The 14,305-nt window shown below is 40.5% G+C and carries 15 protein-coding genes; 5 read left to right on the top strand and 10 right to left on the bottom strand.

Annotated features, from left to right (window positions below; all coding sequences use genetic code 11):
* The first annotated feature begins 11 nt into the window (after window positions 1-11).
* A complete protein-coding gene (locus tag AC1DUD_RS01495; RefSeq protein WP_477370608.1) occupies window positions 12-434 on the top strand; it encodes a VOC family protein in 423 nt (140 codons plus the stop codon).
* A gap of 215 nt (window positions 435-649) precedes the next feature.
* Here the strand turns inward: AC1DUD_RS01495 and AC1DUD_RS01490 are convergent, their stop codons facing one another.
* Both AC1DUD_RS01490 and AC1DUD_RS01485 read right to left on the bottom strand, forming a co-directional pair.
* Window positions 650-1,114 carry a hypothetical protein gene (locus AC1DUD_RS01490; RefSeq protein WP_477370605.1) on the bottom strand — a complete coding sequence of 155 codons (465 nt, stop codon included), beginning with the start codon at window positions 1,112-1,114 and terminating at the stop codon, window positions 650-652.
* A 50-nt stretch (window positions 1,115-1,164) separates the two neighbouring features.
* Window positions 1,165-1,758: a hypothetical protein gene (locus tag AC1DUD_RS01485; RefSeq protein WP_477370602.1), complete on the bottom strand. Its 594-nt coding sequence runs from the start codon at window positions 1,756-1,758 to the stop codon at window positions 1,165-1,167.
* 106 nt (window positions 1,759-1,864) lie between these two features.
* Between AC1DUD_RS01485 and AC1DUD_RS01480 the strand changes: the two genes are divergently transcribed.
* A complete protein-coding gene (locus AC1DUD_RS01480) occupies window positions 1,865-2,242 on the top strand; it encodes a hypothetical protein (RefSeq protein WP_477370598.1) in 378 nt (125 codons plus the stop codon).
* A gap of 73 nt (window positions 2,243-2,315) precedes the next feature.
* Here AC1DUD_RS01480 and rsmA read toward each other — a convergent pair whose 3' ends face one another.
* Entirely contained in the window at window positions 2,316-3,095 is a 780-nt protein-coding gene (rsmA, locus tag AC1DUD_RS01475) for a 16S rRNA (adenine(1518)-N(6)/adenine(1519)-N(6))-dimethyltransferase RsmA (RefSeq protein ID WP_477370595.1), read from the bottom strand.
* A gap of 230 nt (window positions 3,096-3,325) precedes the next feature.
* On the opposite strand from rsmA, the gene pdxA reads away from it, so the two are divergent.
* Together pdxA and AC1DUD_RS01465 are read left to right on the top strand one after the other, a co-directional pair.
* The gene (pdxA, locus tag AC1DUD_RS01470) at window positions 3,326-4,381 is read left to right on the top strand and encodes a 4-hydroxythreonine-4-phosphate dehydrogenase PdxA (protein ID WP_477370592.1); all 1,056 of its coding nucleotides are present in this window, start codon (window positions 3,326-3,328) and stop codon (window positions 4,379-4,381) included.
* 84 nt (window positions 4,382-4,465) lie between these two features.
* Window positions 4,466-5,653 carry a DUF5009 domain-containing protein gene (locus tag AC1DUD_RS01465; RefSeq protein WP_477370589.1) on the top strand — a complete coding sequence of 396 codons (1,188 nt, stop codon included), beginning with the start codon at window positions 4,466-4,468 and terminating at the stop codon, window positions 5,651-5,653.
* A 6-nt stretch (window positions 5,654-5,659) separates the two neighbouring features.
* On the opposite strand, the gene AC1DUD_RS01460 is transcribed toward AC1DUD_RS01465, so the two are convergent.
* Window positions 5,660-7,564: a DUF4153 domain-containing protein gene (locus tag AC1DUD_RS01460; protein WP_477370586.1), complete on the bottom strand. Its 1,905-nt coding sequence runs from the start codon at window positions 7,562-7,564 to the stop codon at window positions 5,660-5,662.
* A 189-nt stretch (window positions 7,565-7,753) separates the two neighbouring features.
* On the opposite strand from AC1DUD_RS01460, the gene AC1DUD_RS01455 reads away from it, so the two are divergent.
* Window positions 7,754-8,737, top strand: a complete 984-nt coding sequence (locus AC1DUD_RS01455; protein ID WP_121233488.1) for a pyruvate dehydrogenase complex E1 component subunit beta — start codon at window positions 7,754-7,756, stop codon at window positions 8,735-8,737.
* Window positions 8,738-8,832: 95 nt separating this feature from the next.
* On the opposite strand, the gene AC1DUD_RS01450 is transcribed toward AC1DUD_RS01455, so the two are convergent.
* From AC1DUD_RS01450 to AC1DUD_RS01425, 6 genes are all read right to left on the bottom strand, one after another.
* Entirely contained in the window at window positions 8,833-9,510 is a 678-nt protein-coding gene (locus AC1DUD_RS01450) for a YiaD family glycine zipper/OmpA-like lipoprotein (RefSeq protein WP_477370583.1), read from the bottom strand.
* A 255-nt stretch (window positions 9,511-9,765) separates the two neighbouring features.
* Window positions 9,766-11,100 carry a sensor histidine kinase gene (locus AC1DUD_RS01445; protein ID WP_477370580.1) on the bottom strand — a complete coding sequence of 445 codons (1,335 nt, stop codon included), beginning with the start codon at window positions 11,098-11,100 and terminating at the stop codon, window positions 9,766-9,768.
* Between the two features lie 4 nt (window positions 11,101-11,104).
* Window positions 11,105-11,788, bottom strand: a complete 684-nt coding sequence (locus AC1DUD_RS01440; protein WP_477370577.1) for a response regulator transcription factor — start codon at window positions 11,786-11,788, stop codon at window positions 11,105-11,107.
* Between the two features lie 9 nt (window positions 11,789-11,797).
* Window positions 11,798-12,706 carry a hypothetical protein gene (locus AC1DUD_RS01435; RefSeq protein WP_477370574.1) on the bottom strand — a complete coding sequence of 303 codons (909 nt, stop codon included), beginning with the start codon at window positions 12,704-12,706 and terminating at the stop codon, window positions 11,798-11,800.
* On the bottom strand, window positions 12,696-13,034 hold the full coding sequence (locus tag AC1DUD_RS01430) for a hypothetical protein (protein WP_477370571.1): 339 nt from the start codon (window positions 13,032-13,034) through the stop codon (window positions 12,696-12,698). The genes AC1DUD_RS01435 and AC1DUD_RS01430 overlap by 11 nt, the downstream gene beginning before the upstream one ends.
* 185 nt (window positions 13,035-13,219) lie before the next feature.
* Complete coding sequence (locus AC1DUD_RS01425) at window positions 13,220-14,158, bottom strand: FAD:protein FMN transferase (RefSeq protein ID WP_477370568.1); 939 nt, start codon at window positions 14,156-14,158, stop codon at window positions 13,220-13,222.
* Window positions 14,159-14,305 lie beyond the last annotated feature (147 nt).

Genomic DNA, 14,305 nt, shown 5'->3' with positions numbered 1-14,305 from the left:
TGATTATCAACATGAGCAACAGTATAAATTTAACAATTAACAGCATACAACATATCGGCATACCGGTAACCAATATTGAAGCATCACAACAATTTTACAACAGGTTAGGCTTTAACAATGTAATGCAGGCACCCTTTACTGATAATGTTGGCACCGGCACCTGTGTTATGATGCGGCGTGGTAACATGATTATGGAACTTTATCAACTGCCGGAAGCTTCCTTGGCAGAGGTCCGCTCAAGATCAAACGGCCACGTTGACCATGTGGCTTTTGATGTGGATGATATCGACCTTACATTCGAAACTATTAAAGAAGCAGGTTTTAACATTCTTGAACCTGAACCGGTGTTTCTTCAATTCTGGCAAAATGGCTGTAAGTATTTCAACATCACCGGGCCGGATTGCGAAAGGCTGGAATTTAATCAGATATTGTGATTTCGGAGTTCGGATGTTCGATTTCGGATTTAGATAATACAAATTAAATGCTTTACCATCCTGATCAAGAGCTATTTGCAAACAAATGATCGAATTGCATATGATACCTGATGGCAGGTAGCTCATGACTCCACAATTAATATAAGCTCGCAAAGCCGCAAAGTCGCTAAGAAAAAACTTTGCGTCTTAGCACCTTTGCGAGAAATTAATAGGCTCTAAAACGGCCGGAACAATGGCCTGCTTATCAACGGTGAAAACGACCACGGGATAGAGCTAACTATTACCACCAGGGCAATAGTTAACCAGATAGCCATAGTTTTAAATTTCTCCTGATCAGTTGTTTTTCGTTTGGCTTTTGCTGAGGCGATAGTGATCAGTGTAATACCTATGAGCATCATGGTAACGTGCTCCATGCCAAAAAACCGGATCTGCCGCTCGTGCACCGCTTCTTTAAAATGACTGATGAAATAATTTGCTATCGGACTAATAAAATACAGCCAAAGCCCTACAGTTAATTGGATATGGGCAATGGTGGCGGTGATAACCCGCGTCCGGTCGTCGAATTTTGAATAAACTTTATTGCCAAGCCATCCGGCATAAGCGCGGTACAATGCAAAAAGTAAACTGACCAAAACAAACCAGCGAATGAGGGAGTGGAGTGCTAAAATAAATGCGTACATATATCATAGTATGACGAACAGCAAAAGAAATAATTTTATCCCGAATAAAATTATTTTGATGCCAGTCCTCTTATATAAATAGTGCCTGGTTTATCGTTGGGATTTGGTTTATAAACACCACCTTTACGTGCTTCAGGTGCCAGCATCCATATATTGATCGTAACATCTGATGATGCATCTTTATTCTTTTTCCAGGTTAGGTTTATTTCGTTGATATCCTGAGCTGAAACGAGTAAATTTTCGTCATCAGTAAAATAGCCATCAATAGCAAACCTGGTTTTGCCATCTATATTAAACCTCTTTTTTATATCACCAAGCGTATTTGTTTCAATTTTCACACCTTTTTTAAGGGTTATCATTATAATACCAAACTTGCTCAGGTTGGCCAGATTTGCCGGAACACTCCCATCCTTCAACACTGTTAATGAACTGATATCGTTAGGGTTTATATGACCAAGACCCATAATGATATTTGAGTTAATCATAATTAATGGTTGGTTCTCCTTCGCGTCAGGTAAATGGCGATATAACGAATCCGATGCATTAGCTTCAATGTGGCTTTTGACAGCATTTGTGCTATCTACTTGAGCTATTACACTAAATGCGCTAAAAACTGCTACTAATACCGTAATAAGTTTCTTCATGATGATAATTTATGAATAAGATGTAAGTAATATGCTATTTCCATAAATTAAACTGATTTTTTAACACGATTTGTATTTTAGCTCTCTATTAAACCTGGCCTTAAAAATGAATAAAATTCAAGTCCTGTTAACCTGCTTTGCTTTATTTTTTTTAGCACTATTCAGTTATATATATTATGAATATTCTACGTTTGACGATAATCAGATCAGGTCCTACACCCACATCAATCGCTATAAAATAGAATCAGTTAGGCATGGCTATTACCAATGGTATGTCCATATTATGGTTAATAAAAGCGATGGCAAACGAATCTTCAGATTATATCCCTTTGAGCATAAGTATTACTCGCAGGAAACAACCTATATTCAGAATAAAGCAGGTTCATGGTACTACCGTATATCTAAAACAGGGTCATTGTATAGTGTGATTGCGTTAAGCTCCGATATGCAATCTGTTGAAATATATGAATTCACCGGCGACTAACACCTGCTTACAAATCTAATCATCAATCCCTTACATGCTAACTCAAGCCCAGTGCCTTTGGGGAAGCTAAAACCTATCTCGTTGCCGAAACCAGGTTAGTCAACTTTACAAAGTCATCAACGCTCAAACGCTCCGCACGCAGGTCAAGCACCGGCTCATCGGTTAGTTTCTCTTTGTTAATAAGTGATGATATAGCGTTGCGCAAAGTTTTTCGGCGCTGGTTAAATCCGGCTTTTACAATTTGCCAAAACAGTTTCTCGTCGCAATCAAGTGTTTGCTTATCATTACGGGTAAGTCTGATTACTGCCGAAAGTACTTTTGGCGGAGGATTAAATACTCCGGCCTTTACGGTAAACAGGTACTCAACTTTATAATAAGCCTGTAAAAACACGCTGAGTATGCCGTACTCCTTGCTGCCTGGTTTTGCGGCACAGCGTTCGGCAACTTCTTTCTGAAACATGCCCACTACCTCAACCACCTGCTGGCGGTTATCAAGCACTTTAAACAGGATCTGCGATGAGATGTTATAAGGAAAGTTGCCGATGATGGCAAAGCTTTCCGGAAAAATGCTTTTAAAATCAAGCTCCAGGAAATCGGCATTAATGAGGCGCGTACCCAATTGCGGGTATTTCTTTTTCAGGAAATCGTATGATTCGGTATCGATATCAATAAGCGATGTTTCGTACGCGGTTTTTTGCAGCAGGAAATCAGACAGTACGCCCATCCCTGGCCCCACTTCAAGCACATGACCGAACCGCCCTTCGGGCCTCAGACTGTCAACGATCTTTGCTGCTATGTTTTTATCAGTAAGAAAATGTTGCCCTAAATGTTTTTTTGCCCTTACCAATGTCATTATTAATCAAATATTTGAGCAAATTAAATCATATTTGTGCTTTTATCAGGAACTGTAAGCTTAAAATCTTTTATTTGCGAGATGAAAGCTTAAAGCTAAAGGCCTAAAGCCGAATGCTTAACGCCCGATTTGATGTAAATTTAAATAATAAACAATCACAATTAGAATCAGTGAAAATCATCAATTAATGGGTGAAATCATAAACTAATCGGTGAAATCAACATATAAAAATGAGCGATAAATTAAAAATTGGGATCAGCATTGGCGATGTAAACGGTATCGGGTTAGAGATAATTATTAAAACTTTGGCCGATAGCAAAATTTATGATTATTGTACGCCTATTGTTTACGGGCATACCAAGGTGGCTTCATTCCACCGTCGTGCAACCCATGTTAATGAGCTTAATTTTTTAGTGATCAATGATCCTTCGCAAACACATTTCCGCAAACCCAATATGATCAATTGCTGGGAAGAGGATGTTAAGATAGAGTTGGGTCAGGTTACCGAAGCAGGCGGCAAATACGCTTTTAAATCGTTGGAACGTGCCGTGTATGACCTGAAAGAAGGTTATATAGATGCATTGGTTACCGCTCCAATCAATAAGGATAATATTCAAAGCGAGCAATTCAACTTTCCGGGCCATACCGAATATTTGCAGCAATACGATGGCGCTGCCGAATCGCTGATGTTTTTGGTGAGCGATACTTTACGTGTTGGTGTAGTTACCGGCCATATCCCGGTATCTAAAATTGCCGAAAGTATCACTGCCGAAAAAATATTGGCCAAATTAAAGCTGATGAACCATAGCCTGCAAAATGATTTTTGGGTACGCAAGCCAAAGATTGCTGTGTTAGGACTAAACCCGCATGCCGGCGATAACGGCCTTATCGGCAACGAAGAAAAAGATATCATTATACCGGCTATCGAAGAAGCCCGCTCAAACAATATCCTTGCATTTGGCCCGTACTCGGCCGATGGCTTTTTTGCCAACGGTACTTATCTGCAATTTGACGCAGTGCTGGCCATGTATCACGACCAGGGCCTGATTCCTTTTAAACAGATAGCTTTTGAATCGGGGGTTAACTTTACTGCCGGTTTAAACTTTGTGCGCACCTCGCCCGATCATGGTACCGCATATGATATAGCAGGTAAAAACCAGGCCTCAGAGATCTCTTTCCGCGAAGCGTTATTTACCGCTATACACATTGTAAAAAACCGCCGTGAAGGAGTCGAACTTAATGAAAATCCGCTTTTATTTAGCAAGCTGAGTCGCGACAGGGATTAAAAAAAGCCATGTAATAAGTAATGTTTCAATTTAATTGCCGTTAAATTAAAACATTTACGCCGCTATGTGCATTTACATGTCTGAATGAGTAATTTTCTGAGTCGTATACGTTCAATTGATGCTTTCCGTGCTGTAACAATGTTCCTCATGATATTTGTGAATGACCTGGATGGCATTCCGAATACCCCAACATGGCTAAAACACGCGGGCTCAAATGTTGATGCGCTGGGTTTGGCTGATACCATTTTCCCTGCATTTTTGTTTATCGTCGGGCTCTCAATCCCCTTCGCTTTTCAAAACAGGTTAAAACAGGGCGATAATTTCAAATTGCTGTCGCGCATAGTCAGTCGCTCATTCGCGCTCATTTTTATAGGTTTTTTTCATGCCAATATGGAAACCTATAATGAGGCAACAACCCTGTTGCCTAAGCCGGTTTGGGAAAGCCTGGTTACATTCAGCTTCTTCTTTATTTTTTTAGATTACAGCAAAGATACATCTCCAACAAAACGTTATTTGTTACAGGGTTTCGGCGTATTGTTACTTGCTGGTATGGCCGCCCTGTACCGCACCAGCGATCCGGGACATACCTGGTTGCATTTTACCTGGTGGGGCATTTTAGGCTTAATAGGTTGGTCGTACATGCTTTGCGCCCTCATCTATTATTATTCCGATGGTCATTTGTGGGTTCAGCTGGCGGCATGGATGTTTTTCATTTTCTTTAACCTCGATGTTCACTTCGGCTTTCTTGATTTTTTAGACAAACTACAGGGCTATATCTGGATTGCGGGCAACGGCGCTATGCAATCATTCACCATGGCGGGGGTATTTATTTCAGTGTTGTACATGCGCCTTAAGGCCAATAACGAAATGAAGATGCTTTGGGTAGCCATGATCCTGATAGCGATAATTTTATTTAACCTGGGCTTTATAGTGCGATATTTTAGCGGAGGCATCTCCAAAGAACGCGACACCCCCTCATGGGTGCTCATTTGTACCGGGATAAGCCTGGTGGTGTATGCGTTTTTTATTTTCCTGATTGATGTTAAAAACAAATACAACTGGTTTAAGGTGATCGAACCCGCCGGCACCAACACTTTCACCTGTTACATAGTACCTTTCCTGTTTTATCCAATATATGAAATGAGCAGGATAGGCTACCCCGAATACCTGAGCCAGGGCACCGGGGGCCTTATTAAATGTATTGTATTTGCCTTTGTGATGGTATGGCTTACTGGTTTGCTGGATAAGATCAATATCAGGATTAAGATATAAACAACATTACTTTATTTTGATGAGGTATTTTCCCATAATAGATGTTATCACAGTCCCTTCTTTAGGTTTACGTTCAAAATCTATCCTTTCAAATTTTAATGTAACCTTATACCGATCTGTTTCCTGAGTGATTTGCATAAAAGCTTCCGGGAGTTCATACTCATGTCTCATATCGGGGATGTCGTTTTTTTTCTCGTGATAGATTGCCATTTTAGCGGTATCTACCAGTATATTATCTATTATTTGAATTGGTTCAAACCGCAGCATTTCACCATTGATCTTTAAAACATAACTTTTTCTGTTAATATTGGTTTGCATGATCTCCATCCCTCTGAATTTATTAACCAAACTATCTGTCGATTCATAATTGTCCAGCATGATATCATAATCTTTTACGACAGTGATATTGCCTTTCTTATAAAAAAGGTATTGTTCTGCCATGGGTTCGTCGGTACCGGTTGTATTACTGTAAGCATAGTAGGTTTCGAAATGATGTAAGCCAAGTTGTTTTTTAGCCCAATCAAATTTATATCCACGTAATTCATCCCTATCAACAATTAAGTTAGTGTACTTCCCTTTTTGTTTCCCTAATGAATCGGCAACTATATTAAGGTCTCTTTTAAAATAAGGCTGTAAAGCGTTAAGGTCATATTTATAAATAAAATAACTAAGCCTTTCAACGCCCACGCCCCCTTCTCTTTTACCAATCTTTGTGCTATCAACAGGCACCAGCTTCCCATCCTTAAATCCATTATGTTTTTTAAAGAAGCTGACAACCATACCCCTTTGTGAATACATACTCATGGTAAACGCACTTTGCGGCCCGTAGATACTAAGTAGGGTTAGAATACAGAGTGAGATGGGAATAATCTTAATATCCTGCTTTTTAAATAGTAGAAAATAAAGCGAAATGAACAGCAGCCACAAAGCAAGTGCTATCAAAAAATACCTGAACTCGGTAACACCATAACTAAATACCCTTGTGCCTACGGCCACAAATAGCAATACCTGCAAAGGGATAAGCAAAAAGTAGAAACTCCGGGCATAGGTTTTAAGCCATTTGTTTTCATTTTGCTCGCGGATGGGATATACCAGTAATAATGATAAAATACCGAATACTGCATAGCCCAATATGAGGTTTGATACAAGACCTTTTGGTAATTTCCATTCAATCAGGATCTTCACTTCGTAAGCCAGCAAAATGATCACATATACCGTTGATAGCGGGATAAGCACATACTGGGTAAAGATCTTGAGCCCTTTAGGATAGCTTTCATCTTCATTAAGTACAGCAGTCTCTGTTGGCACCCCGGCTAAAAAGAAAAGGGTTGTGAACATTCCCGTTATCCACACCCATAAAAGCTGGTAGGTATCCCACTCAAACTTAAAATTAAACAGGAAGTTCGTCGCACCAATTGCTGCGGCCAGGCCGGCAAATAATACTACTCCGTATAGCATACTTGCTAAAAAACGTAAAAAGAGCGTTTTGTTAAATTGCCAAAATCCCTGTACCTGGCCTTTGCCGGTAAAAGCTGCAAAAGAAACCATTAAGTGGAATGCCAGGCTAAGCAGGAAAAAACGGGTATAGTCGGCTTGCCGTTCAGGGGGATTGATCATGAAGATGAATAGAATTGCTATTCCAGCGGCCGCAATTTTTACGATGACTTTTTTGCTCGCTTCCCAGCTTTTACTTTGAGTATATAGCGTAGCCGAAAGACTAAGCAGAAAACCAAGGTTAGCTATCATGATAGTACGCATACACCAGTTTTCACTTACACGATTTAGGCGATTAAGCTCGATCTCTATTGTTGCAGCTATTGTACCCGCGAAAGCAAAAAGGGTTTCAAATGGATAGCGTTTGATAGTATTTCCAGCGCTTTGTGCCAGGTTTTTTAACGACGGGAATTTCATTAGCGTAAGGTTTAGGAACTAATGTAGTATTTATTTGTGTTTTTAGGTCTCTAATTCGGGTTTTGCAGCTTGGGAGATTGAGTAAGATGTAAAATATATGTATTAAAAATCAAACCAATACCACGGTTAATTGCATTTAACACATTAGTGTTTATATTTGCGTTCGCAAAAAAACATCATTTTACTATAATGAGAGAAATACAATTCAGAGAAGCGCTAAGAGAGGCCATGGTCGAAGAAATGCGCAGCGACGAGAATATATACCTGATGGGTGAAGAGGTTGCCGAATATAACGGCGCGTACAAAGTAAGCCAGGGAATGCTGGACGAGTTTGGTGCGAAACGTGTTATAGATACGCCTATCTCTGAATTGGGCTTTGCCGGTATCGGCATTGGCTCGGCGATGAACGGCTTACGTCCTGTCATCGAGTTCATGACTTTCAACTTTTCACTGGTAGCTATCGACCAGATCATCAACGGCGCTGCCAAGATGATGTCGATGAGTGGTGGTCAGTTCTCGGTGCCAATTGTTTTCCGCGGCCCAACCGGTAACGCGGGTATGCTTAGCTCTCAGCACAGTCAGTGCTTTGAAAACTGGTATGCCAACTGTCCGGGCTTAAAAGTGGTTGTTCCATCAAACCCTTATGATGCCAAAGGCTTGTTAAAATCAGCTATCCTTGATCCGGATCCGGTTATTTTTATGGAATCGGAATTAATGTACGGCGATAAAGGTGAAGTTCCTGAAGAAACCTATTATATCCCACTGGGTAAAGCAAAAGTTGTTAAAGAAGGTAGCGATGTTACTTTGGTTAGCTTCGGTAAGATCATGAAAGTGGTTATTGCTGCTGCTGCTGAACTTGAAAAAGAGGGTATCCATGCTGAAGTTATCGACCTGCGTACTGTACGCCCTATTGATTACGCTACAGTTATTGAATCGGTAAAGAAAACAAACCGTTTGGTAATTATTGAAGAAAGCTGGCCTTTAGGTTCAATTGCTACCGAGGTTGCATTCAAAGTACAAAAAGACGCTTTCGATTATCTTGATGCTCCTATCCTGCGCATCATGGGTGGCGACGTTCCACTTCCTTATGCTCCAACTTTGATCCAGGAATATCTGCCAAACCCTGAAAGGGTGATCAAAGCGGTTAAAGAAGTATTGTACGTTACTAAATAATCGTTTACTCAAATAAGTTATAAAAAGAATCCCCGACCTGTTGCAGGCCGGGGATTTTTTATAAACTATTAATCTGTACTTATTATACTTTTTAATTATTGAGCTTGTTTAGCCTGTTCTTTCATTTTATCATTGGCTACAATGGTGATCTCCACCCTGCGGTTTTGCGCACGACCATCGGCAGTGGTATTATCAGCAATCGGCTCACTTTCGCCTTTGCCGGTCACTGTCATACGTGAAGATGATACATTGCCTCCAGCCAGGTATGATTTTACAGCATCGGCCCTTTGTACCGAAAGAGTTTGGTTATAGCTATCAGAGCCTGTGTTATCTGTATGACCAATGATGGTAATATTAGTTTCCGGATTTTTCTGCAATGAAGCTGCAAGATTTTGAAGGTTAGTTTGAGCGGCAGGTTTCAGATCTGACTTATTGGTATCGAATAATATACCTGAATCAAACTTAACCAGAATACCCTCCCCCTCGCGGGTTACTGTTGCGCCCGGCACTGTTTGTTTAATTTCGGCAGCCTGCCTGTCCATATTACGGCCAATAAAAGCACCAGCGGTACCACCAACTGCACCACCTATAATGGCACCTAAAGCGGTATTACCGGCAGCTTTACCAATAAATGCGCCTACTGTGCCGCCTGCACCTGCGCCAATGGCAGCCCCTTTTTGTGTTTTTGTAAGTGAATTACATCCTGAGCCTAATATGCCTGCTGTAGCTAATGCTATACCAAGGGTGGCTACTTTTAATTTAAGCGTTCTCATTTACTTGTATAATTATGTTATGCTGTACAATTTACAAAGCAGATGCCAAAACAAGGCTATGGCAGTTTTAATAAGCACATTCTTTAAAAGTACATCCCCCATCAATCATAGCAACATTTTTTTAATGAGAAGTAAACTTAATTTCAACCAAGTAAAGAATGCTGAATTATTGATTTTCTTTGCACTGCCCGATTTTTAGTACAAAACACCAGTAAAATTTTTGCTACAGTACAATTTGGCATACCTTTTACAGTTTCAGGAAACTACTATTAGGGTAGCAGGAAAAACAAGCTTAAAGGTACTCCCTTTATCTTTTTCAGAAATCACTTCAATTTCAATATCGTGAAAGGCGGCAATTGATTTTACAATAGGCAGTCCCAGTCCAAAACTATCCTGCTGTAATGACTGTCTGAATTTTTTGAAGCGGTTAAAGATCAAAGGGATGGCGTCTTCGGCAATACCGATGCCTGTATCAGCAATACTGATCATATATTTTTCGTGTACAGCCACCCCGGTTACCTTAATGCTGCCGCCCTCATTATTGTATTTGATGGCATTGTTAATAAGGTTAAAGAACAGGTTAAAGAGTAAAAATTTATTGATATTGACAAAATGCCAGTTATCGGGCATCGACATTTCGTAGTTAATATTTTTATCCTGCAGGCGGATGGATATCTCGTCGTAAACATCCTGCAGCAGTTCGGATACCGAAACTTTATCTTCTTTTAAAAACTGTTCGTTCTCAATCTGCGAAATAAGCAGCAACGTTTTGGTAATACTTTTTAACCGGTTCAGGATCTTTTGCATTTCCAACAACCTGCCTTTAAGCTCGTCGTTTATATCCTCCTCCTCAAACATGTTCTCAATTTTCGACTGGAGAATGGAGATTGGCGTCATGAGCTCGTGCGATGCATTGGAAATAAACTCCCGCTCTTTATGAAACTTATCGGCAATAGTTTCGATCATGTTATGGATACTGATATCCAGGTGCTGAAAATCGGATGTGGTGGTGCGTACCTGCCGGTAGGTATGAAAATTAGGGAACTTTTGCCCTACAAGTTTGGTCTTTATAATAAGCCTCAAGGGTTTAAGCACATAGGTTGAATACACCTGGTCGGCCAGTACGGTTAAGAGGATCATCCCCAGCAATACCTGGAAAGCGATGTTTTGCAGCGGTACGCTGGTTTCATCCAAAGTATCGACGCTTTTGCCTATCTCCAGCAGGTAGTTCTTGTTTTTAACTTTAAAAGTATGGCTTAGTATCCGGTACTCTAAAGTATCGCCTTCGCTAAAAAGACGCTTGCCCCTTTTTATTGTATCCAGGAAATAATCTGGATCAACCTCATCCAAACTAATGTACTCTTCCTTAAGCGGAAGGTAACTGCCATAGCCTTCGCCGTTTTCTATGTAAGTTTCAATGCCCTTGCTTTTTACAATTTGCAGCAGTTTGTTCTTTTGTTTGATCAGCTTACTATCGACATAGTTGCGGCTAATATTTTTGATCAATACGGGAACAAGCAATACAAATAGTATCACGATAACCAGCTTGGAGATGGCGTTAAAAAGAGTAAGTTTTGTTCCTAATTTCAAATACTCAGGCGTTGATCTTTATTTTATAACCCAAACCACGTACCGTTTCCAACCAGTCAGGCGGGGCATAAGCATTTAATTTTTTACGGATGTTTTTAATATGCGCGTCGATATAGTTGCTGTCGTAATCATTATTCACCACGCTGCCCCAGATATGTTCGCTAAGCTGCATACGGGTAAGCGTACGGTTTTTATGCAAAATTAAATAGGCTATAAGGTCAAATTCTTTTTTGGTGATGGTATTAACAACGCTGTTATAGTAGGATATAGTACGTGCCGTGAGGTCGATGAGGAAACCGCCCAGTTCAACAATATTGTTCTTAACCCCAAATTTACGCCTGATGATGGCCTGCATGCGGCTTTGAAGCTCAAGCAACGAGAACGGCTTGGGCAGGTAATCGTCGGCACCAAGATCAAGGCCTTTGATCCGGTCATTAATTTCAGCACGCGCGGTCAATATGATGCAGGCCGCGTCCGAATTAGTCTTTTTTGACTCCCTGAGCAGGTCAAGACCGTCATAATCGGGCAGGCCAAGATCTATTAATATAAAATCGTACAGGTTGGTAGCAATTTTTTCGGATGCTGAAGTACCGTCAACACAAACCTCGCAGATGTAATTATAATTTGAAAGAAAGATCTCCAGTTCGTGAGCAAGTGCTTGTTCGTCTTCTATTATTAAAACATTCATGTATTATAGCTAATAAAAAACGTAGTAAAAAGTTAAATTATAAAACGACTCGCGCCTGTTAAGCAATACCCCTTCCACGTTAACCGGGATAGAATATTTGTATGAAAATTCAAAAGTATAATGCGGGCGGTTATAAGCCACTGGGATCTTGAAACTATAATTAAGCATATTGAACCGGCGGTTACGGCTGGCATAACGCGGATCGTACTGAATTGAGATATTGGCCGCCTCATCCCTGAAATGATGATCAAGCGAATAGCGCTGAACAAAATTCTGCGTTCCGAGGATAAAATTAAAGGAAGGGTTAAAGGAAAGAAAATCCTGATCGTCAAAAATACTCCAGCTGCTCTCCCAGTATTTAGAATTGCTTACCGTCAAAAAAATATCGTTCGATTTGCCAAAAAGATAATCAAGCACGGCACTTGTTTTCAGATATTTCCAATCATACGAGTTTTTAAAGTTGATATCGTTAGATGAGGCTGACTTAATAACCTGCGCCGCATCCCGGGCAAAAAAGAAACGTGTATAACTGGCCGAGCCAGAGAAGGCTTTTGAAAATTTATAAAAATAACCGCCTCCCAAATCAACCTCATCAACAGGGGCATAACCTAAAACTTTAAAGGCCGAACCGTATAAAAAAATACCTGATTTGGTATTATAGATCAGATCGGCAGTAACAAAAGGATATTTTACCGGCCCCGTGCGACCAAAAAACAACACATCGCTGCCATAGCTTACCCCGGCCGAAACCGACCGTTTACGAATGATGGTGTCAGAATCGGCTACTAAAGCATGCTTACCGGCAAAAAGGCGCAAATCAATATCCGCACCAAATACGGTACTGCTTGCAGCCACAAAAAAAAGTAAGCAAAGGTATTTCATCAATATAGTAAATTGTTTAACCTGTTTAACTGCCATTTCTCCTCGGTATTTCGGGTGGGCGCTCCATGCCTTCGGGCCGGCGCTGCCTTTTAGGTTTGGGCTTGGGCGGTACGCCGTCGTCATCAACAGTAGCCGGCTTCGCCTGCCGTTTTGCCTTGGCTATTTCCTTGATCTTCTTCTTTTCATCCTCTTGTTGCTTTTTTGTTTTGGTAGTATCGGCCGCTAATGAAGTATACGACCATATAGCCGGCCTTTTGTTACCGGTATAAGCAGATGCATCAATGTTTTTTGTAAGGGCATTGGCAAATGATATACGTGTTGCAAATATCAATAACAGGACAATATACGCAAACCACTTTATCATTGAGGAGAAGAAAAGGTAAAAATAAGGCTCAAATAAGGGTCAATTTAAATGTTTACACCAAAATGAGAAAGGTACAACAAATAACAATTCATTTGCAGGGGCACTTGTAAAAATGCCGATGCAAATGAATAATAACAAATCACAATTATGATGAAAGGTTATGATTGTACTTTAACGTTTGAAAATTAAAGCGTTATATCTTTTGATGGATAAACCCGGTTTTGATCATCAATGATAACGCAGGCAACCTGGTTAAGCTGATTGATCATATACAGACCGGCATTAACACCTATGGTGAGTATTGGTGTAGCCAAAGCATCGGCAAATTCAGCGGTTGGGCTAAGAATGCTTACGCTTGTAATGCCGCTAACCGGGAAACCTTTTTTAGGGTTAAACACATTAGTGAATTTTTTATTGCTGATGCTTGCATATTTTTCAGCATTAACCGAAGTAGCAAAAGCAAGGTTGCTGATTTCCAGGTCGGCAAATGGTTGATTTTGCTGAGTGCTGTCAGCATCGGCAACTGTCCATGGCTGCAGGTTTGGCTGTAAGCCCCATGCAAGCAGATCGCCACCAAAATTGATAACACCGCTGCTTACACCATTCATTTGCAATATATATTTAGCCCTGTCGGCAGCGTAACCTTTACCGTTTGCGCCAAAGCCTATACGCATCCCTTTTTCTTTCAGAAATACAGTTTGCATCGCAGCGTCAAGCACTATATTTTTGTAGCTGGCGAGTGACAGCGTACGTTTGGCAGTTTTTACCGATGCGTTTTCAGTTGCTATTTCGTTAGCTGCATTATCGGCCAGGTAAGTGATATCAAAAGCACCATAAGTAAGCTCAGATATTTGAAGCGCCCTGTCAATAAGCCTGAAAGTTTCGCCGTCGGCTTTTACCGGGGCAATACCGGCCTTACGGTTTATCTGGTTGATGCTGCTATCGTCGCTAAAAGCAGAAAGCAGTTTTTCAACCCTGTTAATTTCATCAATGGCAATGTCAATTTGCTCATCGGCCAGCAGGGGGTTATTGCCCACTACACTAATTTCAAATTTATCGCCCATTAAACGTGCATTACGTTTGTAGACTGTTAAATTATCGGTTAAAGTTTTTATAGCCAGCATAATACTATTTTTTAAAATATCTAAAAATGAACACCAGATGCATCGTAAATACCTTACGCAGGTTAAATCGATTACGCTACATCAATCCTTTACAAAAACTAAAGTAGCGGCGCTTTATGAAATTGAGATGAAAAAGGCCTTTTGATT

It is taken from the genome of Mucilaginibacter sp. P4_A11 (assembly GCF_056402535.1).
Note: the sequence above shows the minus strand (reverse complement) of the source record. Positions and strands in the feature narration are given on the sequence as shown.

Coding starts and splice junctions, on each gene's coding strand:
- pdxA (WP_477370592.1), top strand. CDS start 3,326: ATGAGCGATAAATTAAAAATTGGGATCAGCATTGGCGATGTAAACGGT.
- AC1DUD_RS01435 (WP_477370574.1), bottom strand. CDS start 12,706: ATGGCAGTTAAACAGGTTAAACAATTTACTATATTGATGAAATACCTT.
- AC1DUD_RS01465 (WP_477370589.1), top strand. CDS start 4,466: ATGAGTAATTTTCTGAGTCGTATACGTTCAATTGATGCTTTCCGTGCT.
- rsmA (WP_477370595.1), bottom strand. CDS start 3,095: ATGACATTGGTAAGGGCAAAAAAACATTTAGGGCAACATTTTCTTACT.
- AC1DUD_RS01440 (WP_477370577.1), bottom strand. CDS start 11,788: ATGAATGTTTTAATAATAGAAGACGAACAAGCACTTGCTCACGAACTG.
- AC1DUD_RS01485 (WP_477370602.1), bottom strand. CDS start 1,758: ATGAAGAAACTTATTACGGTATTAGTAGCAGTTTTTAGCGCATTTAGT.
- AC1DUD_RS01460 (WP_477370586.1), bottom strand. CDS start 7,564: ATGAAATTCCCGTCGTTAAAAAACCTGGCACAAAGCGCTGGAAATACT.
- AC1DUD_RS01425 (WP_477370568.1), bottom strand. CDS start 14,158: ATGCTGGCTATAAAAACTTTAACCGATAATTTAACAGTCTACAAACGT.
- AC1DUD_RS01495 (WP_477370608.1), top strand. CDS start 12: ATGAGCAACAGTATAAATTTAACAATTAACAGCATACAACATATCGGC.
- AC1DUD_RS01490 (WP_477370605.1), bottom strand. CDS start 1,114: ATGTACGCATTTATTTTAGCACTCCACTCCCTCATTCGCTGGTTTGTT.
- AC1DUD_RS01450 (WP_477370583.1), bottom strand. CDS start 9,510: ATGAGAACGCTTAAATTAAAAGTAGCCACCCTTGGTATAGCATTAGCT.
- AC1DUD_RS01430 (WP_477370571.1), bottom strand. CDS start 13,034: ATGATAAAGTGGTTTGCGTATATTGTCCTGTTATTGATATTTGCAACA.
- AC1DUD_RS01455 (WP_121233488.1), top strand. CDS start 7,754: ATGAGAGAAATACAATTCAGAGAAGCGCTAAGAGAGGCCATGGTCGAA.
- AC1DUD_RS01480 (WP_477370598.1), top strand. CDS start 1,865: ATGAATAAAATTCAAGTCCTGTTAACCTGCTTTGCTTTATTTTTTTTA.